The following is a 24,675-nucleotide window of genomic DNA, read 5'->3' on the forward strand; positions in this document are numbered from 1 at the left end:
CTCCAAATCGCAAAATCAAAAGATCGCAGCCTTCGGCAGCTCCTACAGGACAGCGATCTTTACAAACAAACAAGAAGTGAAAACATGCAAGCCATCAACAACCTCAACCTGGCCTCCCTGCTCGACACCCTGGTCAGCCTCAGCGCGGCCTTCATCCTCGGCGGACTGATCGGTTTTGAACGCCAGTACCGGCAGCGCACCGCAGGCCTGCGTACCAACGTGCTGGTGGCGGTGGGCGCGGCGATTTTCGTCGACATGGCCAACCGGCTCGCCGGTGCCGAAGGCGCCGTGCGGGTCGTAGCCTACGTGGTTTCCGGCATCGGATTTCTCGGTGCCGGGGTGATCATGCGCGAAGAGGGCAATGTGCGCGGCCTCAATACGGCCGCCACCCTCTGGACCTCGGCGGCGGTCGGTGCCTGCGCCGGTGCCGACCTGCTGGCCGAGGCCTTGCTCGGCACGCTGTTCGTGCTCGCGGCCAACACCTTGCTGCGGCCGATCGTCAACAACATCAACCGTCAGCCGCTGGACGTGATTTCGGCGGAAGTCACCAACATCGTCTATGTCATCGCCCGGCGTACGCAGCAAAAAACCGTGCTGGCCTTGCTCGAAGCCGAACTGGAGCGCAGCAACTACCCGGCCAGCGATGTCGATGTGCATGCTTTCGGCACGGATGAAATCGAAATCGAAGCCACCCTGGCGACCACCTCGGTCGACGGTGATGAACTGGATGCGCTGGTGGCACGGATATCGACCTCGACCCTGGTGGTGCAGGCGTTCTGGAGTCCGAGTACTACGGAATGAAGACCAAGGTTTCCCTGGCAAGCGTCAGACTAACCGGCATTTATTTAGGAATATTCCTACATAAACCTAGGAGTGTCTTCCGTAGGCTTTGCGACCTCTTGAAACCGACATCCTTTTGGAGGTCACCTTGCCGGATAAATCCTTGCGCATCCTGATCGCCGATGCGCAGCACTTCAACTGCCTGCGGATCGAGCGGCTGTTCAACCAGCTCGGCTACTTTCGGGTGGCGCCGGTGCACAGCCTCGACGAGCTCCTTCCACTGGTGGAGTACGCTGGCGAACCTCTGGATCTGGTGCTCGTCAATGGGGCGATGGCCAGCGAAGGGCTGGACCTGTTCAGTTTCCTGGCCGACAACCCGCAGGTCCATCACGGGTTTATCTTCAATGACCAGCAGGCGCCGGTGCCGCCCATAGCGGGCAAGGTCCAGGTCAGCCAGGCCGCTCTGCCTGACCTGGCATCGATCACGCAGTTGATGAGCGCCATTGATTGTGGGTTACCGTTCGTCGGAACTGTCATTTCTGTCAGGTAGTTCTTTCCAGCCTTCCATGCAAAAGTCTATGCGCAGCGTTGTGCCCAGCTGCTGCGGTGCCTGGAGGGCATTTTTTGCCCGATCGTGTTGTTTTGCACGGGAGTTGTCATGAAGTCAGCACTGATTGTGGAAGATCATCCGGTGGTTCGCTCCATGATCAAACTCGTACTCAAGGGCGAAGGATTCAAGCAGATTTACGAGGCCTCCCGTGGCGACGAGGTCCTGTCGTTGATCCGGGAGCATCAACCGGATGTCGTGCTGCTTGATCTGGGCCTTCCCGGGGTGGCGGGGCTTGAGGTGATGGATCGCATCAAGGCCGAAAACACCCGATGTCGCGTGGTGGTGTTCACCTCGCTGGAGGCGCAGTTTTATCAGGACCGCTGCATGCGTGCCGGGGCTGTGGCCTATGTGTCCAAGAGCAAGGACCTGGATGACCTGAAGGCGGCGGTGAATTCGGTGATGGCCGGCTACACCTATTTCGCCCAGCTCCCTTCGAGTTCCGTGGCGATGGGGGAGTTGCAACGCAGTGAAAAGCAGCTGATCGACAAGCTCTCGAATCGTGAACTGACCATTCTGCAGTACCTGGCCCGGGGTTCGAAAAACCTGGAAATCGCCGAGACCATGCACCTGAGCTACAAGACCGTCAGTACCTACAAGACCCGACTCACCCTCAAGCTCAACATGAGCTCGTCGGTGCACTTGAGGGATTTCGCCCTGCGCAATCATCTGATCTGAATGAACGTTCTCCGACGGCTGGCGGGTTGGGTGCTGACGGGCCTTCTTCTCTGGGCGCCGACTGTCGGTGCGCAACAGTCGTTGACCTTGTTGGGACGCTCGAGTGCCGAAGGCCTGAGCGCCGGCTTGTCGGACACCGAGTTGCGCTGGCTGCAGCAAAAGGGCCGATTGGTGCTGGCTGTCTCGGCGCCGGACTATCCCCCCTTCGAGTTCAATACGGCGGGCAAGGTGTTCGAAGGCCTGACAGCCGATTACGCCGGGTTGCTCGAACAATTGTTGAACGTCGTCGTAGAGGTGCAATGTTATCCGTCGCGAGCCGACGCGGTGCAGGCCATCAAGGAAGGGCGGGCGGACCTGCTGGGAACGGCCAATCGATTTGAAGCTGAAGATCCGCAGCTACAGATGTCCAGCGCGTATGCGGTCGATCAGCCGGTGCTGGTCACGCGTACCGATTTCCCTCCGGTGCTCGACCCGACACTGGCCGGCAAGCGGCTAGTGATGCTGTATCACTACTTGCCCGAATACAGCGTGCAACAGTTCTATTCCAGGGCGCAGGTCCAGTTGTTTCCCTCGACGCTGGCGGCGATGGGGGCCGTGGCTTTCGGCCAGGCCGATGTCTACCTGGGCGATGCGATCAATGCCCACTATCTGATCAGCAAGAACTACCTGAACAACGTGCAACTGACTGACTTCTCGCCCATGGAGTCCGGGCGTTTTGCCTTTGCGATGGCCCGCGACAACGATTCGCTGTTGCACATCGTCAACAAGGCGCTGGCGGCCATCACCACCAATAAACAAATGAATATCCTGCGTCGTTGGGGGGCAAACGGGGTGTCGATCCCCGGCACCCAGTCATTGCAATTGAGCGTGGCCGAACAGCTCTGGCTCGAGCGCCACCCGCGGGTGAGGGTCGCGATCAACGAAAATATCCCGCCCATTTCATTTATCGACAGCGAAGGCAAGTTTCGCGGCATCGGTGTCGATCTGCTGGCGAAAATCAGTGTGCGCACCGGGCTGCAATTCGACATCCGCGGCATGAAGTCGGTGGCCGAGATGATGACCGGCATCAGGAATGGACAGATCGATGTGCTGGCCGGTATCGGCCTCAGTTCCCAGCGTGAAGATGAACTGCTGTTCACCCGGGCGTTTCTGAGCAGCCCTTCGGTACTGGTGACTCGCGTAGCCGCGGACAGCCCCAGGACCCTGGATGACATGGCGGGAAGGACGCTGGCGCTGACCCAGGGCAACATTGCCGGTGAGTACCTTCGCAAGCATTACCCGCAGATCCAGATGGTGGATGCGCCACTGTCGACGGACGCCATGGAAATGGTCGCCCAGGGCAAGGCCCACGGCGGCATCAACTCATTGATCAGCGCCCGTTACCTGATTTCCCGGCAGTATCGCGATCGCCTGCAAGTGACCAGCACCGTGGGCACCGACCCCGCCCGCAGCACCCTGGCGACCAGTCGCGAGGCCACTGAGTTGCATTCGATCCTGGACAAGGCGCTGCTCAGCATCCCGCCCGAAGAAATCGACGAGCTGACCCAGCCCTGGCGCTATGACTCGATGGTCGAGCAGAGTTACTGGTTGCGACACCGGCAGGCGATCGTGCAGGCGTTTGCGCTGGCGGGGGTCTTGCTGTTGCTCGCGTTGGCCGGGATCGTGTGGCAACGGCGGCAGATTCGCCAGCGTCAGCAATTGCTCGGGCAATTGCAGGAAGCCAAGGACGCGGCGGACGACGCCAACCGGGCCAAGACTACGTTCCTGGCCACCATGAGCCATGAGATCCGCACGCCGATGAACGCCTTGATCGGCATGCTCGAACTGGCGCTCAAGCGGGCCGATGAAGGGGGGACCGACCGCGCTGCCATCGAGGTGGCATCCAATGCCGGGCAGCAATTGCTGGATTTGATCGGCGACATTCTGGACGTCGCCCGGATCGAATCGGGGCATTTGTCGCTGGCGCCGGAGCGGGTCAACCTGCATGCGCTGGTGGCGTCGGTCTGCCGGGTGTTCGAAGGGCTGGCGATTCAGAAGAATCTGCAATGGCGGGTCGAGCTCGCCGAACACAGTGACCGCGATGTGATGCTCGATCCCGTGCGCTTCAAACAAGTGCTGTCCAATCTGCTGAGCAACGCCATCAAGTTCACCCGTGAAGGCCAGGTGAGCCTGACACTGCAAGCGCGGCCGCAAGCTCCGGCGCATCTCGCCGTCAGCGTACGGATCGAGGACAGCGGCATCGGTATCAGCGCTATCGACCAGCAACGCCTGTTCAGCCCGTTCGTGCAGGCCGATAACAATCAGCAGACTGCCCGGCAAGGGTCCGGCCTGGGCCTGGTGATCAGTCGTACCTTGTGCGAAATGATGGGCGGGCAGTTGCATCTCGACAGCGAGCCTGGGCGCGGCACCCGGGTGGACATCAGCCTGGTGCTGCCCGCCCTGCCAGCGTTGCCCGCGCAGGAGATGCCCCAGGACTCGGCGCAGCTCACGACCCGGGCGTTGTCGATCCTGGTGGTCGACGATTACCCGGCCAATCGCCTGCTGCTCTCGCGGCAGCTGAGCTATCTGGGCCACAGAGTGGTGCTGGCGGAGGACGGGGCGCAGGGGCTTGAACAGTGGCGCGGACAGGGTTTTGAACCGAGTTTCGAACTGGTCATTACCGACTGCAACATGCCGGTGCTCAGCGGTTATGAATTGGCGGGCGCGATACGTGAGCAGGAGCGGCTGCAGGGGCTGTCGCCGACGCTGATCCTGGGCTTTACCGCCAATGCGCAGGCCGAGGAGAAAGCCCGGTGTCAGGCGGCGGGCATGGACGATTGCCTGTTCAAACCCATTCGCCTGGTGGATCTGCAGGCGTGGCTGGCCCAGCGGTTTTCCAGCGCTCCCCCGGCGGCAAATGACAATCCAGGCTTGGCCGAGTTCGACTTGAGCGGGCTGGAGCGCTATGCGGAATCGGATCGTGAGCTGATCGATCAACTGTTGCACGATCTGGCGTTGACCAACCGCGAGGACCGCGTGCATTTGCTGGCCTTGCACACCAGCGGCAATCGCACGGGTTTGCAGACGCTGGCACACCGGATCAAGGGCGGGGCGCTGATGGTGCGAGCGCTTGCCCTGGTCGAGTGTTGCGAACAACTGGAGCGGGCGTGCAATGACGGCCGCGCGGCACTGATCGACGCCGCCGTCGACCAGTTGCAGCAAGCCATGGCCCGCCTGGACCAGCGTCTCGAGCAGGACTGAGGATCAATCCCAAACCGGTGCGATGCCTTTGGGGCTGGTCAAACGGTGGCCGCGGTCCAGTGTTGCGATCAAGGCCATGTCGGCCTCGCTCAAGGTCAGTTCGCGAGCCTTCAGGTTGCTTTCCAGGTTGGTCCGGCGAGTGGACGACGGGATCACCGAGTAACCCGATTGCATGGCCCACGCCAGGGTGACCTGAGCCGGCGTCGCTTGCAGGCGTTCGGCGATCTGCTGGATGAGCGGGTCCTTGAGGACTTCACCGTACGCCAGGGTCATGTAGGACGTGATGCCAATGCCCTGGCTCTGCGCGAACGCGACGACCTTGCGGTTTTGCAGGTAGGGGTGCAGTTCGATCTGGTTCGTGGCGATGTGCTCGGCGCCGATGGCCGCAATCGCCTGTTTCATCAGGTCGAGAGTGAAGTTGGACACGCCGATCTGCCGGGTCAGGCCCATGCGTTTGGCTTCGAGCAGGGCGCCCATGAACGCTGCGACAGGCACTTGATCGTCCGGCGACGGCCAGTGGATCAGGGTCAGGTCCAGGTAATCGGTCTGCAGTTTGCCCAGGCTTTCCTTCAGGCTGTCGATCAGTCGATCACCGGCCAGGTTGGCGACCCAGATCTTGCTGGTGATGAACAGGTCTTCCCGGGCGATGCCGCTGGCGGCGATAGCCTCGCCGACCTCGGCTTCGTTCTCGTAGATTTGTGCGGTATCGATCGCCCGGTAACCGAGCGCCAGGGCGGTGCTCACCGAATCGATGACCACCTGGCCTTGCAAGCGAAACGTACCCAGGCCGAAGGCGGGAATGGACATTGATGACTCCAGAGGTTGCAGTGGGAATGCGCGGCAGTATCCGCGCCTGCATCCGTGAGAAAAACCGCTGGATTGGCAAATGACACTTGATTCGGAAGCATGAATGTATTCAGGTTGGAGTTCAGTATGCTCGCTTGTGGAAACGATATTGCCTACCTCTTTCATTGACAGATGAAAGGAGTTGGAGTGCTTGCGTATCAAGTATTCCCGCCTTTTGCAACACTGCATAAAGTTGGTAAAAGTCGCCATTGAGGTCATTTGCAAAGACACCTGGGTCATCAGAGCCAAGTGAAATCATAATGTCAGGGTCGCCTTCTACGGCGAAGCCGGGAGCTTTCATCCACCGTAATGAATGATGCTCTGAATATGTCTCGTATTGGCTGATTCGAACATTACTAGTTGGGAGTGTTTCAACCACTACGTTTCGCTGAACAAGCAGCTGCATGACGTTTTGTTGAAGTAGTAATAATGTATTTTTGTCAAGGTAATCGGCGTCGATGCTGATCAGTTCCTCGCTGCGGCTCCATAATCCACCTTCACCTGTTACCCACTGGGTGAATAGTTTAAATAGTCGCCCATTCGCTCGCTTTTCCTTATCTACTATGCGGGCTTCTTCTCTCCATGCATCAGATAGCGACGTTTGTTGCCAGTTCCATGTGGGATCTCTGTCTGCCATCAGTACATATGGGATATGCAACCCACGCAGTCGCATGACGTTTTCAAGGCAAGTAGTGCTGATTTCTTGATTAAATATGTAACCAGCCATCTCGGCGATGGACGTTTCAATGCGGCGGACGTCGAGTTGAGTTGAAGGGTGAGATCGCAATAATGTCCAAGCGTAAAGTAGGTCCAACATCCACTCGCCGCGTGCTACCACTATTGTTGGAGGCATCCTAGCAAGCCAAAGAGCGGGGGCAATCCCAAACGCAGTGCCATGTCCGATACGATCTCCTTCTTTGAGGTCGAGCAGTTGCAAAGCGTCGATTACATGGCGCAGACCTGATATTAAATGAGGGAAATCTTCTCCTACATGATAGGTACGATGAGAAAATCCATGTTGATTGCAAACTCTAAACACCGGAGCGAATATTTCCGGAGGGGCATGGAGTTCATTTGCGGCGGCATCAATTCCTGTGACCCACCCCTTCAGTAAAGGCCACCTATTTACGACACTTAATAACGCATTGCCTTGCGTAACTAGATCTTTTCTTAGCGAATAATGTCGGTAGCTCTTTTCTTTTTTGCTTTGCCAATTCCAAGGCTTTTTTGGGAAGTGCGCTACTAGTGTCAGTTTATGATTTTTTCGATAGCTTGGGCTTTGGAGATCTGTTTGAAAAGCTTCTAAGGAATCTAGTATTTTGCTAAGCGAAGTATATGAGGTGATACTAGCGGTCGAATGTTTACTCTGTTGGAGATATTCCAAGTACCCGCCGAGGACCGAGGTGAGGATCGCCTGATTCGCCAGCATGGTTTTTTTAGGAGCGAAACGACCCTCCAACCATCCAACTCTACTTACGTTGGACCTTTCTCCATGCATTTGTTGAAAGCGTGCTAGATAATGCTTTTCCAGTGGGTCACGTAAATTTGTGAAGGTGAGTTTTTGGAATTGATCGAATCCGTACTGATCCTCTCCTTGTACCAAGAGTCGGTAATACTGATTTTGAAGCAATAGATAAATGTGAAGTAAACGATCGACCAGTGGTTCAGGTTTGTGCTGTAGACGTTGAAGGATAATTCGAATCCAGCTGGTTTCTTGAGCGTAGGAGCAGCGTTGATCAATAAGTGCACGCGTGTGCATTAGTGTTGGTGCGCTGAGAACTTCCTTATAGTCAGCCATACATTCAAACACCGGTGGTATCGGGTGGTGGAGAGCACGGTCAGATTCATAAGCCAACAAAATTAACCAAGCTCGGATGTTACGAGCCCCCAAAAGTTGGCGGTGCAGGATGGAAGGAGATAACTCTTCATTGATAGAGTGACACAGTTCTCGAGTGCGAGCTCCATTTGGAGAGAACTCTGAATATTGTTTAGAGAATGCCATTATTTCCGACTTGGGCTCATGCAGGGCTTTTAACCAGCATGCTTCAGCATGGGTGCTGCCATTTAGGTGAAGGTGGGTTTCATGCAAACCTTCGCGCTCAATGTAGTCTTCCACTAAAGGATGTATTGGGCTCAGCAATTGAGTTGCATGTGGGCCAGACGCTTTAGCTAGTTGCGACTCGCCAGAAGAATTGAATGGATTTTTAGCATACGCCGCAGCCAGAATTGGTAAAGCTGAAACGCGACTAAGAAGACTTTGTTGCCAGTCTCCGAAGCGCTCCATGCTGACATGTAGTCTTCCATGACGAAAAATAAGAAAATCGTTCGCCAAACTATTGAGTGCAGGTGCCACCCAGTGACCAGTTTTTGCCTGGAAGGCAGTGCAAAATAACCGCCAGTTAGACTGAAAAACATGATCGGGTTGCCGTGCAAGCCAAGTTTGGAATGTTAGATATGCAGCCTCTTCTATATCCTCTGCAGGGAGGGGGGATGTGAAGGGGATGTGCATTAGCTTCTTAAGTAGTTTGTTGTTGGATAGTAATGACGTGCCGATGCCAGAGTGAACTACGGTTGAATTGAATAGATAAGTCCTCATCCTCTGTTCCATTCTTATTGTTCCGAAGCTCTGTTTGTTCTAGGTTTTTTTATTTGCCTTGGGATGGCGGCTGTGTCTATATAGTTAAAGATATCTTCTGGGCAGCCATGGTCTGCAGTATCTGGTGAGCCAAGCGCTGAAAAAAGTTCTTTGTATGTTGCTGTTTGGGGAAGAAGTCCTAAAATAAGTGGGCAGCCGGCGATAATAGTGGTTAGTGGGTAGTTTTCCTTTTTAAAACTTCTAAATTTAGAGTTTATTGCAGATCCAGCTAGCTTTGGGTTGTTCCTGAAATTGCTTAATGTGTTTGACTTTTGGTGAGAGCTATAGTGATGGTCATGCTCCTCTACTAGCACGGCATTGATGATGCAAAGTGCATAAAACTCCATAATTTTTGCGGCGCCAGCATCGGCATCCATTGCATAGGTTTGTGCAACGTTTATTAGGCTAAAATATAGGCGCGTCCAAATTTTTCCAATCAGGATGGCAGAAGGGTTTAAGTTTTTTTCACGACCTTTAGTATCGTCAATCCATTGGCGGATGCTGCTAATTAAGTTTGATGTGAAATTTACGGGTTGCTCGTGCTCGTACACCTTTTCCAAGCCGTCTTCTGAGCCTGAGTTGTCAGACCATCGTGGGGCGGAAATAGTTGGGGTTGATCTGACTTTTCCCAGTTCGTGAGTAATGTGGGTATGTGTATTTTTTGAAGATGTTCGTAATAATCTGCACATTAGTCCAAGTATGTTAAATATGGAGGCGTATGTTCTGTTGTCTTTGTCGAAAACATTAATTAGCGTATAAGAGAATGCGGGTCGGATTTTGCCTTGCTCAAGTTTTGTTAATATTTCATCAATTGGGAGAGCGTTTGGGTTACTACCAGTCCCGCGATTAAGCCTCAGTACGCCACATTTTACTGGTGTGGACGATGGAGTAGATCCCATAATCACAGGTGCCGCATGCCAAGCCCAGTTTAAGGCGTCTTCTTCCCTGCCGATACTGAAGTAGTTTTTGAATCTGGTCAGCGCAATCTCGTCGTCTTCAGTTTTCATGACCTTATGCGCCTCCTTGAACAGTGCAACGCTTCCTGGTCCCTGCAGTAGATATCTAATAGTGTTGGCGGTGTTGTTTTCACAATGTCTCGCAACTTCCGCGGATAGCGCGGCGAAACTTTTGCGCAAGCTTTCATCTTTTGGTTGTGGCCGCAGATAGGCACCGGTGTCAAATTCACCGTCTTCAAGTGTCAAACGGAATACCGCATCAATTAAAGTTGGTGCATCACCTGCGCTCAATGCGTCGGTATCGATTCCCTTTTTGTATAGGCTGCCTAGTACCATGGCGCGCATCGCTTCCGAAAGGACAGAAGGAGCTATGGAGGAACCCTCTTGGGCCAAGTGAGGTGCACAAGAGTTTAATAGCTGAAGGATCGAACGCAGTGGTTGCTTAAGTAAGAACTCTCGAAATAGACTAATGTCTTGATCCGATTTCAATCTGAATCCATCAGCGATAATGCTTTTTAAGACCGTGTCTAGACTGCGAGTCTTTCCATCTTCCCAACTGTGGTGCGTGATCGATATTTTCTCAATCGCGTTATTAAAACTCCATAGTGGCGATAGGTGTATTCGTTTGTTTATTGGGAATAGTTTTAGAAGGTACTGGTCCTCAAGATGATCAATTAGTTTTTCACGTTGCTGATTTCGTGTAGGATCTTGTTTGTATAACCTGTCACCAATATTTTCGCAGTAGTGGTCTCTGACTAGGTGTGAGTACAGTTCGAGGTCGCCGGTTATCAACACAACAAATCTTGGGGTGTCTAGGTAACAGCGAATTAATTCGAGTACCTCTCGCCCTTTTTTAAAGTTCGTGTCTGCATCATCGATGGCAATAACGAGTGCGTCTGCGTCTAGTATTTTGCACGTAATCTCTACAAGTTCTTGAAAATTTCTTGCCAGTTCGACGCCGTCTTTTGCTCTTTCAATTCCCCAGTCAAGAAAGACCTCTTCATCGATACTGTTTAATGGGTTGTGGTCTTCGTTAAGTAGTTGGAGTCCACCAGCGAGTTTTTTAAATTGTTTTCTGAATGCTTCGCCTTTGTCGTCAAAAGTGTCTGAATATCTCTGGCTGGTTTTTTGAAGGTGGGTGTCTACGTTTTTTTTGATTTTATATATTATTGATAAAAAAAGATGCTCGCGAATATTTATTTTGCTTGGGTCGAGTAGTTGTAGTGGTGCAAGTCTCAATTCTCTAAGTTCGTTAGTTTTTTCACTGGTCAGTGCGTTGTATATGGCAGTCAAAAATGTTGACTTACCTGCGCCACGTGTACCGTCGATGAAAAATACCTGGCTGTTTCCAAGCGCAGGCGAGTAGGGCTCGGTTAGATTTTTTTTTGTTAGACGGTTTTTTATTTGAGTGGTGAGTTTTTTGAATGACTCTGCTTGTATGAGATTGTTTGGTTCGATGTGGCCATTTTTTTCGCTGGCTGATAAGTCAATTATTATGTTTGAGTCAATTTTTGAAGTCATTTACTATGGTCCATGTTTAATAGTTAGATCTAACTGATTTGAAGTTAGAGCTCAGAGTGGGGTCTATCGAGTTCTTGTGAAGATTAATACCCACTAACTCACGACAGCTTCTTCCTGGGGAACTTTAATTTTTATAAATAAACCAACTTTAGAGAGAATCCTGTAAAAGCCTACTGAGACGATATCGAATTGATATCATTTCGTCTACGGTGACCTGATCTGGCAATGAAATTTTTTGGGTAAAGAAACGCTAGGTGGCGTAGAGGCGGTCAGGAAACGAGGTTGGGCTGTGCAGTTCAAATTACCAATCAAATATTAGGGAATCGCTATGTGGCACTTTTTTAAACAGAACGCTGAGTTACCCTTACCCCCCGAGCCTCAAGAATCATGCAAGTGGTGGTCCCCGTCGCATACAACCGCCCATCCACATCATAAATCCGCCCCTCGGCCAGCGCCGTCGAGCGACCCAAGTGCACAATCTTGCCCTCGGCACGCACCGGTCCACTGGCGTTGTTCAGTGCGCGGACGTAGCTGATGCGCAGATCCAGCGTGGTGTAACCCTGGCCTTTTTTCAGTTGCGTATGGACTGCGCAACCCATGCATGAATCCAGCAAGGTCGCGGCATAACCGCCGTGGACCGTGCCCAGCGGGTTGTAGTGCCGGGCATCCGGCGTGCCCTGGAAGATGAACAGCCCGGCCGACCATTCGATGGGGATGAAATCCATCAGCGTGCCAATCGGCGGGGAGGGCAATTCGCCGTTGCCGATGCCTTCGAAAAACTCGGCGGGGGACAACGCGCTGACCTCGGCCATGGACAGACTGCCGGGCCCGGCGAGGCGGGCGCGCATGGCCTGTTCCTGGGCGATCCATTGGGCGAGGGTGGCGTCGCGGTTGGGGCTTTGCATGACGGAGTCCTCGGTGGGCTCAATATTATGGGTGTAATCAAATTCGATATTATGCCCGAAATAAAATATCCGCTACCCCCAATCAGCTGACCGCTTGCCGCTCAAAGCTTGCCGCTGCCCCTACGCAATATCACTGCGACTGAATTCCTCCCCGAGAAAATCGATCAAGGTGCGCACCGACGGCAGCAACCCCCGACGCGAGGGGAAGATCGCATGGATCACACCGCTCTTCGGTGCCCAGCCCGGCACCAGTTCCACCAGTTGCCCGGCAGCGATTTCATCGCGCACCACCACGCTGGGCAGGTGCACGATGCCGATCCCGGCGACCGCCGCATGGCGCAAGGCCAACAGGTCATCGGTGACCATGCGCGGGGCATGCCGGATCATCGCCGTGCTGCCATCGGCGCCGAACAGTTCCCACTGATATTCGCGCTGCGCCGCGCCCCAGTGCAGGCTCGGCAAGCCGCTGAGGTCGGCCGGGGAGGCCGGTGTCGACAGGCGCGATAAAAAGGCCGGACTGCCGACCACGCTCTGGGTGCTGTTGCCCAGCACCTTCATCACCATGTCAGTGTTTTCCAGCGGTGGAAAGCGTACCCGCAGGGCAATGTCGATGCCTTCGTGAATCAGGTCGACCCGGCGGTTGGTGCTCTCGATGAACACTTCCACCAACGGGTACTTGAGCATGTACCGGGTCAGCATCGGCCCGACCCAGGTGTTGAGCAGCGCCGTCGGGCAACTGATACGCACTATGCCCTGAGGCTCGGAGCGGTTGCGCTCGATCAGTTCGGCGGCGCTTTCCGCCTCCACCCGCATGGCCAGGCAGCGCTGGTAATACGCCTGGCCGATTTCCGTCAATGAGCAATGCCGGCTGGTGCGGTGCAGCAGGCGCACGCCGAGGCGTTCTTCAAGCTCGGCAATGCGTCGGCTGAGCTTCGACTTGGGCATGTCCAGTGCCCGGCCGGCCGCAGCGAAACCGTGATGCTCCACCACTTGGGTGAAGTAGTAGAGGGTGTTGAGGTCTTCCACCATCGTTCTCCAAATAGAACGCTAAAGCTGATTTTTGCAGTCTAGCGCAGCAAAGGTCACGGTTTTAAGCTTTGTCCATGGCTTCACACCCCTCATCAGGAGACACCATGAAAAACATCATCGGTATCTACACCAGTCCACGGACCCATTGGGTCGGCGACGGTTTTCCGGTTCGCACGCTGTTTTCCTACGACAACCTGGGCAAACACATCAGTCCGTTCCTGTTGCTCGATCACGCCGGCCCCGCTGAATTCACCCCGACCACCGAACGACGTGGTGTTGGTCAGCATCCTCATCGTGGTTTTGAAACCGTGACTATCGTTTACAAGGGCGAACTGGAGCACCGGGATTCCACCGGCAGCGGCGGCAAGATCGGCCCTGGCGATGTGCAATGGATGACCGCGGCCTCGGGGATCCTGCATGAAGAGTTTCACTCCGACGGTTTCGCCAAAAGCGGCGGCACCCTGGAGATGGTGCAACTGTGGGTCAACCTGCCGGCCAGGGACAAAATGGCCGATCCTGGCTACCAGACGATTCTCGATGCTGACATCCCGAGCATCGCCTTGAAAAACAACGCCGGCAGCCTGCGCCTGATCGCCGGTGAGTTCGACGGCCACAAGGGCGCGGCACGCACCTTTACCCCGGTCGACCTGTGGGACATTCGTTTGAATGCCGGCAAGTTGCTCACCCTTGACCTGCATGAAGGGCGCAACACCGCACTGGTGGTCTTGCGTGGCACGGTTCAGGTCAATGGCCTGGAACCGGTGCGCCAGGGGCAACTGGCCCTGTTCGATCGCAAGGGCGATCAGATGACTCTCGAAGCCAGCGAAGACGCGGTGGTGTTGTTGCTCAGCGGCGAGCCGATCGACGAGCCGATCGTCGGTCACGGGCCGTTCGTGATGAACACCGAGCAAGAAATCCACCAGGCCTTCGCCGACTTCCAGTCCGGACGCTTCGGCCGGATGCACGCTTAATTCGCATCGCTTTAACACCCGACTCTACACAGGATGAGTAGGCCGGTTTTCAGGCCAGGGATGGCTGTTGCCCAAAAGAAAGAGGAAACGCACATGAGTACTGTCTACGCGGCCAACTTCAACGGCCAGAAACCGACCATAGATCCCGATGACAGCGCGATGCTGTTGATCGATCACCAGAGCGGACTGTTCCAGATCGTCAAGGACATGGACGTGCCGCAACTGCGCGCCAACGCCATTGCCCTGGCCAAGGCTGCCACCTTGCTGAAGATGCCGGTGATTACCACTGCCTCGGTTCCGCAAGGACCGAACGGGCCGTTGATCCCGGAAATCCACGAGGCCGCCCCCCATGCGCAGTACGTGGCGCGCAAAGGCGAAATCAATGCCTGGGACAACCCGGAGTTTCACGCGGCGGTCAAAGCCACCGGCAAGAAAACCCTGGTGATCGCCGGCACCCTGACCAGCGTGTGCCTTGCGTTCCCGTCCATCGCCGCCGTGCATGAAGGCTACAAGGTGTTTGCGGTGGTCGACGCCTCCGGCAACCACTCGAAACTGGCCACTGACCTCACCGTTGCCCGCCTGGCCCAGGCCGGGGTGGTGCCGATCGACATCATGGCGACGCTCTCTGAGCTGCAAGGCTCGTGGAACCGCCCCGATGCCGAACAGTGGGCCGCTGTCTACGCCCAGGCCATGCCGCATTATCAATTGCTGATCGAGAGCTACCTCAAGGCCCAGCAAGTGGCGAACGAACACGAGGCGCTGGATTCCCAGCGCTAACCGAATCGGCATCGATAACCTGCGAGGATTACTGCAATGACTACTTCCTACAAGCGTCTGGACAAGGACAACGCCGCCGTTCTGCTGGTGGATCATCAGACCGGCCTGCTGTCACTGGTCCGCGACATCGATCCTGATCGCTTCAAGAACAATGTGCTGGCCCTGGCCGACCTGGCCAAGTACTTCAAGCTGCCGACCATCCTTACCACCAGTTTCGAAACCGGTCCCAACGGCCCGCTGGTGCCCGAGCTCAAGGCGCAGTTCCCCGACGCGCCGTACATCGCTCGCCCGGGCCAGATCAACGCTTGGGACAACGAAGATTTCGTCAAGGCGATCAAGGCCACCGGCAAGAAGCAACTGATCATCGCCGGCGTAGTGACCGAAGTCTGCGTGGCGTTCCCGGCACTGTCGGAGTTGGCCGAAGGCTTTGATGTGTTCGTGGTCACCGACGCGTCCGGCACCTTCAACGAACTGACCCGCGAATCGGCATGGAGCCGCATGACCGCCCAGGGCGCGCAATTGATGACCAGGTTCGGCCTGGCCTGTGAACTGCACCGCGACTGGCGCAACGATATCGAAGGGTTGGGCACACTGTTCTCCAACCATATTCCGGACTACCGCAACCTGATGACCAGCTACAGCACGCTGACCAACAGCAAATAGTCCAGCTACGACTATCCCTGTGGGAGCGGGCTTGCTCGCGAAAGCGGTGTGTCAAACAACATAAACGTTGCCTGACACACCGCTTTCGCGAGCAAGCCCGCTCCCACATTTGTTTTTGTGGCGTTTGCAGAATCCCGCCAAATCAATTGCTCCTACACTAGTGCCAATCCACGCTATCTTCGCGTCATTGGCCCTGGATGGAGTTGCTTGATGCTGTCATTGCTCACTGAACACCCATTGATCTGCGCCATGGCGCTGATCCTGATCGATCTCGGGCTGTGGTATTTGCTCAGCGCCGCGGGCAGTGCCTGGCGGCTGCTGGTGCGGGTGGTGATTTTTTCGTTGTTCAGCCTCCTGTTGTTCAACGAAGGCCTGAACCCGATGGAGCCGCCGCCCTGGGCCGATAACGTGCCACTGCACCTGGCCGCCACCGGCTTGCAGATCGGCTGGTGGTTGTTCGGCGCGCGGACTCTGACCGTGTTGATTGGCGCGGTGATGATGCAACGGGTCGGGCATACCGGGCGCTTGCTCCAGGATTTGCTCGGCGCGGTGATTTTCCTGATCGCGGTGATTGCGGCCCTGGCCTATGTGCTGGAACTGCCGGTCAAGGGCGTGCTGGCCACCTCCGGCGCGTTGGCGATCATCGTCGGCCTGGCGTTGCAAAGTACCCTCAGCGACGTGTTCTCCGGGATCGTCCTCAACACCACCAAGCCCTATCAACTCGATGACTACATCTCCATCGACGGCATGGAGGGCAAGGTGACCGACATCGACTGGCGCGCCACCCGCCTGCAGACCTCTCAGGGCTGCATGGCGGTGATTCCCAATTCGTTGGCGGCCAAGGCCAAGATCATCAATTTCAGCCGGCCGAACGACATGTTCGGTATCTCCGTATCCCTGGAAGTGAGCCCTCATGCTAGGCCGAACACGGTGATCGACGCGTTGGAACGGGCCATGCAAGGTTGCCGTGCGCTGCTGGATAAACCGTCACCCAGCGTTGGCCTGAAAACGTCCAGCAACACCGGAGCGATCTACGAAATCAGCGGGTTTGTCGCGTCGATGGATGAGAAACGCTCGGTGCGCAATCAGCTGTACGATCTGGCTTACCGGCACTTGCAGGCCTCCGGGGTCAATTTGTTGTCGAGCGTGGAGCCCAGCCCGCCGATCAACTCGACACGCAAGCGGGCGTTGCTGGACAGCTCGCCGATTTTCTCCACCCTGCGTCAGGAAGAGAAAGACACGTTCAGCCAGAACATGACCCTGCAAACCTTTCGCGCCGGGGAGGTGATCCTGGAAGCGGAGGAGGTCAGCGATCACTTGTTCATTATCGAGTCCGGCGTAATCTCGGTGACCTTGATGCGCCACGGAACGCCCTACGAATCCGGGCGCATGGGGCCGGGGGAGGTGATCGGCGAGGCGGGTATTCTCACCGACAGCGCGCTGCCTGCGCAGTTTACCGCCAAGACATTCTGTGGCCTGTACCGCATCGAAAAGTCCTACCTCAAGCCGTGCCTTGATGCCCGTCACGACATCAACAATGCAATGAAAGCCTTGCTCGATTACCGGCTGCAAAAAGCGAAAACCCTGACTCAGGAGCTGCCGGTGGCGGTGGAGAAAAAGGGCTTTCTGCGGTGGCTGCGCAGACACACCGAGGTTTAATTTCACCCAAGGGTTAAGTTTATAAGGCTGTAAGTGTTCTTTTTTCGCTATAGCCAGGGGCTATATATTTCATTCGATAGTGTTCTATAAAGCTGTCATTTATGACAGCAGTAGTTATTTTCTGCTGAGAGTAGCGTTTCTCTCTCTTAACTCATTCTTTTTGAGGGCATGGAAATGGCTGGCGAAGAGATTCAAATGCAGACCTTTAAATTCCAGAGCCTGGAGCGTCCGGACTGGATGATCAAGGCAGGTCTGGACAAGGGGACGTTTCATGATCGACATGACTTGGGAGTTGTACTTCCCTATGGTACCGAGATTTACTTTCGCCTGAAAACACCGGCATCAAGCGTCGGCGTGCAATTACGTTTGCTGAATGATGACGGAAAGACGGAAAAACAATCTGAAGTAAAAACAGAATGGCGTTCACTGTTTGCTACCGTGGCTTCGGTGCCCTTTGTCGATACTCTATACACAGAAAAAGCTGGCGAGTTGATTGAAATTGAAGTGACGTTTGTGGGGAATGTAACCAGGTTGTCGAAATATTATTCTGGTACGCAGGGGGAGGCTTTTTTTACAAGCTGGAATGCGACGGGTGCTGCATTTGCTCTGTTGTGCACGAAATATGCACAAATTTTAGTGCCTATAAAAGACAAGGTTTTTTTATCGAGTCTAGGCGGGTTGCAAAAACTATCTGATTACTATGATCAATTGTTCGAGTACTTTAATTACTTGACGGGCCTGTCATTTGATACGACGGTGCCCACTGACAGGAATATTCCCAATCGTTATTTTATGAAGGCTGACAAGTCGGGAGGAGGAGCCGCTTATTATGGCGGGGGGTGGACCGCAGAAGTGGGTGGTTCAGTTGCTGGTTTCTGGTTGGATGTCGAGGCGACAAATTGGGGCTGTCTACACGAAGTGAGTCATGGTTATCAAGGGAATTTTTTTAGTGATGAAGTTATCCAGATGGGCGAAATTTGGAATAGTGTCCTGTCTCAACTCTATCAGGATAAGTGGTTGGGGGCTGATGTTTACAGTAAGGGGTGGCTTTACACTTCTGGGGAAGAGAGATTCTACGCGGACGCCAGGAAAGTATTTGATCTAGGTATGAGTAGTGCAGGTCCTGCCGGTCACTTTGTACTGTTTTTCTACATGCTGATTATTTGGAAGACGGGCGAGAAAGGTTTGGCGGAGTTTTATCAGCGTTACCGTCGCATAAGCAATGTTTCAACGGTTGACGCCGTGAATTACCCGGCGATGGATATGTTGAGCAGCGTCTCTATTGATGTCGGGAACGCTGATGTGTCCGGGTTCATGGAATATGTAAAGGTTAAACTGACCAGGCGTCAGATCATAGAAAATTCCTACAGTGGCGCGACACCCGTTTGTCCGCTTTATGTGCCCCTGGCGCCCTCTGATCCAGAAGCGTTTCGGAAAATGGTCGGTGTGAGAAGTTTCTTGCATCTTGTGAGCACTGCCCAATTGGCCGTCACTGGCTTGAAAGGCGGAGTGATTTTTAAATTTAAATCTGATGTCTACAACCAAGTTGTTGGCAAGTCCTTGGTTTTAAAGAGTGGAAGCGGAAAGTCCAGGGTGATAAGCGTCAGGGGTCAAAACAATTTGGTGGCAGATTTGCCTGTGGGAATATATTCCTTGCAGTTGCCTTCTGCTCGTGTTGGTGGTTTTGAAGCTGACAGATTCTATGTGGTGGTTCGACAAGGTGTAAGCGAGTTTGATTGTGTTTATATTGATAAGCGGGCAAGTGTTTTTGCAGATCAAGCAATCTATTTGGGAGGGCTCTCCGGCGACTTTGGTACGATTAGGGTGAACATTTCGCAAGGCGCGTTGGTATTTGATGTAGCGTCGGAAAATCCTCACGAGTATTTTAAAGAAGAATTGTATGCAAAGGTGACTATAAAAAACTCTGAGGGCAGGCTGGTTTTTGAGCGCGAAATTTTGGGGAAGACTACTTTATTTCATCTGGAGCTTTCAATTTCCCCAGGTTATACGATCGAAGTCATTCATGTGGAGCCTGATCGCTTGAGAGTGTCAAATGTCGTGAGCGGGTCACCTGTTATCGATGAAACTAATAAAGTAAATATTTTGACCGTTACGGAGCGTGGTCTTGTCAATCAAGATCTGGGAACCGATGCTGATGAAAACTTGAAGGCTGCCATGGAACGAGCCGCTGAAGTTTACGAGCGATTACCGCATCTGGTTCTGCATGATGACTTTCCGATGAAAGGTGATTTTGTACGTGCCATTAATTTGTTTGCCGAACCTGAGCGAAGTGAGTTGTTTTCACGTTATAAAAAAATTGAGTTTTCTACTCCTGGCACGAATGGTAATGCGGGTGGTAATGTCGTATGGTATCTAAAGGGGTTTGATGATGGTTTGATAGGGCTTGTAAGTTTTAAACTTTCAGAAAACCTGGTTGAGTTAAAAATCTTTCCAGTGATGCCGCATGGTTATTTTGCCTTCCCGTATGTTGCCGTTGTCCTCAAATCAAGCAATGGCGAAATTCGATATTTGCGTGAGCTGCGAGGAGATGCCCTCGCCGAGGAAGAGTCGGTGGTGCTTTCATTTACAACAGGTGACACCGTAAGTGTCATGCACAAAGAGCCTAGCCGTAATTATCTGGAGGATGAAGATGGTTTCCGGTATGCGACGGGGCTCGTTCAACATGCTACCTGCAGCGCTCTACGGCGATTGGAGCTGTCCAGCTACTGGTCGACAACTTTGGACAATCCCGACTCTGAAAATGCCTCGAAGGAATGCAAAGTTGATGGCTAGATCGGTTTTGAAACGATGATCGAAGAGTTGACGTTACTGCGTTAATCAGAGACTCGTTCACCCTACGTTATCTTGCGGCGGACCCTTGCATTTAGCCCTCGCGCGTGAGTGTCCGGCGACTGATGCCTTCGTAGCGCAAGGCTCGTTGCCTGGCTTGGGCATGCTCGGCACTTCGGCTTCCGGCAGGTGAGCGCAGACCAAGTGATGGCAATTCTGAAATAGCCCTCCCTTCAGGAAGCCACCGTCAGTGGCCTCCTCGACTTCTGGAATATTGGCTATTTGTGCAGACCAGCCGAGGGACTAACGTAGCGACACACCCACTTGCCCTGGAGCACGTCATGCAACCCCGTATCGATTTCTACACTGCCAGCCCCGACGCCCTCAAGGCGATGATCGCCCTGGAAACCGCAGTGTCGAAGCTGCCGCTGGAAAAAAACCTGATTGAACTGGTCAAGCTGCGCGCTTCGCAGATCAACGGCTGTGCCTTCTGCATTGACATGCACACCGCCGATGCGATCAAGGGTGGCGAAACCCCGCGTCGTCTGTTCGCCGTGACGGCCTGGCGCGAGGCGCCGTTTTTCACCGAGCGTGAACGCGCTGCGCTGCTGTGGACCGAATCCCTGACCCAGCTCAGCCTGACCCACGCTCCGGACGAAGACTACGAACTGGTCAGCGCACAGTTCACGCCCAAGGAAATGGTCGACCTGACCGTCGCCATCAGCACCATCAACAGCTGGAACCGCCTGGCGGTCGGCTTCCGTAAAACGCCTCAGGCCTGATGTTCAACCAACCGCCGATGCCTCAATGGGCATCGGCACTCGGCGCGGCCGGTGGTTGCACCTTGCGCATCAGGGGCACCATCGCCGTGGCGATGACGAAGCACACCCCGATCATCAGAAACGCGTCGCCATAGGTTTGTGTCTGGGCTTCGCGGTAGGTCAGCAACCATAGCTGATGCAGGCTGGCGGTGACCCCGGCGTCACCGCTCTGGCCGAGGGCGGCGAAGTTGTTGCCGACCTGGGACAGCCATTGGTTGAGGGCCTCGTTGGTGCTGTTGAGGTTTTCCGCCAACCGGGTGAAATGCAGGTTGGTGCGGTCGTTGAGAATGGTCGCACAGGCGGCGATGCCGATGGCCCCGCCCAGGTTACGCATCAGGTTGAACAGCCCCGATGCATGTTTGAGCCGCGCCGGTGCCAGGCCGCCGAGGGTCAGCGTCACCGCGGGCGGCACCGCCAGTTGTTGGGCAATCCCGCGAAAGGCTTGCGGCAACATCAACTCCCTGGCCCCCCAGTCATGGGTGATCGGGCTGAAATCCCACATCGATAACGCGAACAGCCCGAGGCCGGTCATCATGATCCAGCGCAGGTCGACGCGGTTGGCCAGAAAGGCGTACAGCGGAATCGCCATGATCTGGAACACCCCGGTGGAGAAAACCGCCAGACCAATGTCCAGCGCACCATAGCCACGCACCCGGCCGAGAAACAGCGGCGTCAGGTAAATGGTGGCGAACAGGCCGATGCCGGTGACGAACGAGAAGAAGCAGCCCAGGGCAAAGTTGCGATCCTTCAGGGCGCGCAGGTCGACAATCGGATTGGCCACTTGCAGGGTCCGGCCGATGAACGCCAGCCCGGCCAGGCCGCTGATCCATGCGGTGGTCAGGATCGTGCGATCGCTGAACCAGTTCCAGCGCGGGCCTTCCTCGAGGGTGTATTCCAGGCAGCCGAGGAACAGCGCCAGAAACACCATGCTCAAGTAATCCGCGCCTTTGAGCAGCGACAGTTCCGGCTGGTCGATTTTCACCAGCATCGGCACGGCCACGGCGACAAAGATGCCGGGGACCAGGTTGATGTAGAACAGCCAGTGCCAGGACGAGATGTCGGTGATCCAGCCACCGATGACCGGCCCCAGTGTCGGTGCCAGGGACGCTACTGCGCCTATGGTCGCGGCGGCGATCACCCGTTGCTTGCCGGTGAAGAACACGAAGGCCGTGGTGAACACCATCGGGATCATCGAACCGCCCAGAAAGCCTTGCAGGGCGCGGAAGGCGATCATGCTCTGGATGTTCCAGGCCACGCCGCACAGCAGGCTGGTCAGGGTGAAGCCCACCGCCGATGCGCAAAACAGCCAGCGTGTGGAAAACACCCTGGACAACCAGCCCGACAGCGGAATCACGATGATCTCGGCGATCAGGTAACTGGTTTGCACCCACGCGGTTTCGTCGGTGCCGGCGGAGAGTCCGCCGCCGATGTCACGCAACGAGGCCGAGACAATCTGGATATCCAGCAGCGCAATGAACATGCCGATGCACATGCTGGCAAAGGCGAAGACCTTGGTGGCCGTCGCCATGTCCGCGGCATTGAACGGTTGCGCCGGGGCGGCGAGGGCGCGGTTCATGGCGCGCTGGCCACGGCGGGCGCATCAGGCACCTTGCGCGTGTCCACTTCAGCGGTCACCGACAACCCCGGACGCAGGTGGCCGAGCACACTGTCGGCCGGGTCGAGGTGAATCCGCACCGGTACCCGCTGCACGATCTTGGTGAAGTTGCCGGTGGCGTTTTCCGGTGGCAACACACTGAATTGCGAACCGCTGGCGGGGGCGAGGCTGTCCAGGTGACCGTGGAACTCCTGCCCCGACAGCACGTCGGCACGGATCACCACCCGTTGCCCCGGCACCATGTGCGCCAGTTGGTCTTCCTTGAAGTTGGCGTCGACCCACAGGCCGCTGGAAGGCACCACCGAGAGCAATTGCGAGCCGGCCTGGGCATAGGCGCCGACCCGTGCCCGACGGTTGCCGATCACGCCGTCAACCGGTGCCTTCAGTTCGGTGTAGCCGACATTCAGTTGCGCCAGATCGCGCTCGGCCCTGGCCTGGATCAAGGCGGCACGGGCCTGTTGTTTCTGGGTGTCGATCACATTCAACTGGCGCTGAGCGGCCAGCAATTCCGCCTGGGCGCGGTTGCTTTGCGCCTGGGCGGTCTTGAACGTGGCGTTCGCCCGCTGGGCGCTTTCCACCGAGACAGCGTTGGTGGACACCAGTTTTTTGTAGCGGGCATCGTCATCCCGCGAACGGGTGGCTTCGGCACCGGCGGCGTCGATGCCGGCGCGGGCCTGGCCAATGACGGCCTGTTGCAGTTGTTCGGTGGCGTCGAGGTTGGCCAGCAAGGCTTCCTGGGCGGCCACGGCGCCTTCGGCCTTGGCCAGGTTGGCGCGGTAGTCGCGCGAATCGAGACGGATCAGAACATCGCCGGCCTTGACCTTCTGGTTGTCAGTCACCAGCACTTCGTCGATGTAACCCGCCACCTTTGGCCCGATCACCGTGACGTCACCGCCTATGTAGGCGTCGTCGGTTTCTTCGATGAAACGCCCGGCCGTCCACCAATGCGTGCCATATACACCGGCCAATACCAACGCTGCGATGCCCACTGTTGGCAGCAGCAGGCGTTTGAGCAGGGGAGGTTTGGCGGCAGTCACCGGGGCAGCCAGGTCGGGTTCAACGGTGGACATGCTGGTCATGGAGGATTACCTGTTGGAGCGGTGGTTAATTATGATGGCTGTAATATGACGCGTGTAATATTTTGTGGCAAGTGGTTTTTGCTGCCGGTCGTCAGGTAGTTTTCCGGGAAGATGAGCTTCTGTGTGCGCTGGAGAACCCCTGTGGGAGCAGACTTGCTCGCGAATGCGGTGTGTCAGCCAACATCGTCGCGGCCTGACACTCCCTCTTCGCGAGCAAGCCCGCTCCCACAGAGGATCCCGGCGCCGCCACCAACCCGTCCTTGCCTTCCCGGTTGCAGCTGGCGGATAACGGCAATCCGTGTCGTTTCCCGTCAAGTACGTGCAAGGCGTCGCTCTACACTGCCAGGCAAACGATCAGAATCCGGGAGCCGGGGATGAATCTATCTGTCGAACAATTGCGAATCCGACTGGCCTGTGCGTTCCGCTGGGCGGCGCGGCTGAATCTGCACGAGTCCATTGCCAACCACTTCAGCGTTGCGGTGTCGGGGGACGGCCGGGAGTTTTTGATCAACCCTTACGGCAGGCACTTCTCGCGGATCAAGGCCAGCGACCTGCTGCTGGTCAACGCCGACGACCCCGCCAGTCTCGACCGCCCGGACGCGCCGGACATCACCGCTTGGGCCTTGCACAGTGCCTTGCACCGCAACCAGCCCCACGCCCGCTGCATCCTGCATACCCACTCGAAATACGCGACGGCCCTGGCCTGTCTGGCGGATTCACGGTTGCCGCCGATCGAGCAGAACTGCATGCGTTTTTTCGAGCGGGTGGTGATCGACGAAGGCTTCGACGGCATGGGCCTGGGAGACGAGGCGGAGCGGGTCAGCCGTCTGCTGGGGGATAAGCCGATTCTGCTGATGGGCAACCATGGCCTACTGGTGGCGGCGCCGAGCATTGCCCAGGCGTTTGACGATCTGTATTACTTCGAGCGTGCCTGCGAGACCTACATCACCTCGCTTTCGACCGGCCGTGAACTGCGCATCGCCAGCGACGAAATCGCCCGCAAGACCTGCCGGCAATGGCTCGACTATCCGGGCTTTGCCGACAAGCATTTCAATGCGTTGATGGGCATTCTCGATGAGGAAGAACCGGGTTATCGCCTGTGA

General features: G+C 55.7%; 18 protein-coding genes. 11 read left to right on the forward strand and 7 right to left on the reverse strand.

Translation table 11 applies throughout. The annotated features are described in order from the left end of the window. Positions 1-84 precede the first annotated feature (84 nt). The 4 genes from C9422_RS17285 (at position 85) to C9422_RS17300 (ending at position 5,305) form a co-directional block, all read left to right on the forward strand. Positions 85-801 carry an MgtC/SapB family protein gene (locus C9422_RS17285; protein ID WP_116581499.1) on the forward strand — a complete coding sequence of 239 codons (717 nt, stop codon included), beginning with the start codon at positions 85-87 and terminating at the stop codon, positions 799-801. A gap of 127 nt (positions 802-928) precedes the next feature. Then, positions 929-1,330, forward strand: a complete 402-nt coding sequence (locus C9422_RS17290) for a chemotaxis protein CheY (protein ID WP_116581593.1) — start codon at positions 929-931, stop codon at positions 1,328-1,330. A 108-nt stretch (positions 1,331-1,438) separates the two neighbouring features. Continuing rightward, positions 1,439-2,065, forward strand: a complete 627-nt coding sequence (locus tag C9422_RS17295; protein ID WP_116581500.1) for a response regulator transcription factor — start codon at positions 1,439-1,441, stop codon at positions 2,063-2,065. Then, positions 2,066-5,305, forward strand: coding sequence for a transporter substrate-binding domain-containing protein (locus tag C9422_RS17300; RefSeq protein WP_116581501.1), 3,240 nt, complete (start codon positions 2,066-2,068; stop codon positions 5,303-5,305). It abuts the gene before it with no gap. A 3-nt stretch (positions 5,306-5,308) separates the two neighbouring features. Here the strand turns inward: C9422_RS17300 and dkgB are convergent, their stop codons facing one another. The 5 genes from dkgB to C9422_RS17325 form a co-directional block, all read right to left on the reverse strand. Next, positions 5,309-6,112 carry a 2,5-didehydrogluconate reductase DkgB gene (gene dkgB, locus C9422_RS17305; RefSeq protein ID WP_116581502.1) on the reverse strand — a complete coding sequence of 268 codons (804 nt, stop codon included), beginning with the start codon at positions 6,110-6,112 and terminating at the stop codon, positions 5,309-5,311. A gap of 121 nt (positions 6,113-6,233) precedes the next feature. Continuing rightward, entirely contained in the window at positions 6,234-8,747 is a 2,514-nt protein-coding gene (locus C9422_RS17310) for a hypothetical protein (protein ID WP_165824786.1), read from the reverse strand. Positions 8,748-8,761: 14 nt separating this feature from the next. After that, positions 8,762-11,263: a P-loop NTPase fold protein gene (locus tag C9422_RS17315; RefSeq protein ID WP_116581504.1), complete on the reverse strand. Its 2,502-nt coding sequence runs from the start codon at positions 11,261-11,263 to the stop codon at positions 8,762-8,764. A 341-nt stretch (positions 11,264-11,604) separates the two neighbouring features. Continuing rightward, positions 11,605-12,168 (reverse strand): PaaI family thioesterase, encoded by a 564-nt coding sequence (locus C9422_RS17320; protein WP_116581505.1) that lies wholly within the window; start codon positions 12,166-12,168, stop codon positions 11,605-11,607. A gap of 120 nt (positions 12,169-12,288) precedes the next feature. Further along, positions 12,289-13,197 (reverse strand): LysR family transcriptional regulator, encoded by a 909-nt coding sequence (locus tag C9422_RS17325; protein ID WP_007977979.1) that lies wholly within the window; start codon positions 13,195-13,197, stop codon positions 12,289-12,291. 104 nt (positions 13,198-13,301) lie between these two features. Between C9422_RS17325 and C9422_RS17330 the strand changes: the two genes are divergently transcribed. From C9422_RS17330 to C9422_RS17355, 6 genes are all read left to right on the forward strand, one after another. Continuing rightward, positions 13,302-14,168 (forward strand): pirin family protein, encoded by an 867-nt coding sequence (locus C9422_RS17330; RefSeq protein ID WP_116581506.1) that lies wholly within the window; start codon positions 13,302-13,304, stop codon positions 14,166-14,168. A gap of 93 nt (positions 14,169-14,261) precedes the next feature. Continuing rightward, complete coding sequence (locus tag C9422_RS17335) at positions 14,262-14,945, forward strand: isochorismatase family protein (protein WP_116581507.1); 684 nt, start codon at positions 14,262-14,264, stop codon at positions 14,943-14,945. 36 nt (positions 14,946-14,981) lie between these two features. Beyond that, positions 14,982-15,608, forward strand: a complete 627-nt coding sequence (ycaC, locus tag C9422_RS17340) for an isochorismate family cysteine hydrolase YcaC (protein WP_116581508.1) — start codon at positions 14,982-14,984, stop codon at positions 15,606-15,608. A 210-nt stretch (positions 15,609-15,818) separates the two neighbouring features. Then, on the forward strand, positions 15,819-17,267 hold the full coding sequence (locus C9422_RS17345) for a mechanosensitive ion channel domain-containing protein (protein ID WP_116581509.1): 1,449 nt from the start codon (positions 15,819-15,821) through the stop codon (positions 17,265-17,267). Positions 17,268-17,441: 174 nt separating this feature from the next. Beyond that, positions 17,442-20,060 (forward strand): putative mucin/carbohydrate-binding domain-containing protein, encoded by a 2,619-nt coding sequence (locus C9422_RS17350; protein ID WP_165824787.1) that lies wholly within the window; start codon positions 17,442-17,444, stop codon positions 20,058-20,060. A gap of 338 nt (positions 20,061-20,398) precedes the next feature. Continuing rightward, positions 20,399-20,839 carry a carboxymuconolactone decarboxylase family protein gene (locus C9422_RS17355; RefSeq protein WP_116581511.1) on the forward strand — a complete coding sequence of 147 codons (441 nt, stop codon included), beginning with the start codon at positions 20,399-20,401 and terminating at the stop codon, positions 20,837-20,839. 22 nt (positions 20,840-20,861) lie between these two features. Here the strand turns inward: C9422_RS17355 and C9422_RS17360 are convergent, their stop codons facing one another. Continuing rightward, positions 20,862-22,454, reverse strand: coding sequence for a DHA2 family efflux MFS transporter permease subunit (locus C9422_RS17360; RefSeq protein ID WP_116581512.1), 1,593 nt, complete (start codon positions 22,452-22,454; stop codon positions 20,862-20,864). Then, positions 22,451-23,572 carry an HlyD family secretion protein gene (locus C9422_RS17365; RefSeq protein ID WP_116581513.1) on the reverse strand — a complete coding sequence of 374 codons (1,122 nt, stop codon included), beginning with the start codon at positions 23,570-23,572 and terminating at the stop codon, positions 22,451-22,453. The genes C9422_RS17360 and C9422_RS17365 overlap by 4 nt, the downstream gene beginning before the upstream one ends. A 374-nt stretch (positions 23,573-23,946) precedes the next feature. Here C9422_RS17365 and C9422_RS17375 point away from each other — a divergent pair, with 374 nt between their 5' ends. Next, a complete protein-coding gene (locus C9422_RS17375; RefSeq protein ID WP_116581515.1) occupies positions 23,947-24,675 on the forward strand; it encodes a class II aldolase and adducin N-terminal domain-containing protein in 729 nt (242 codons plus the stop codon).

It is taken from the genome of Pseudomonas sp. B1(2018), from assembly GCF_003097365.1.
Taxonomy (GTDB): Bacteria; Pseudomonadota; Gammaproteobacteria; order Pseudomonadales; family Pseudomonadaceae; genus Aquipseudomonas; species Aquipseudomonas laurylsulfatiphila.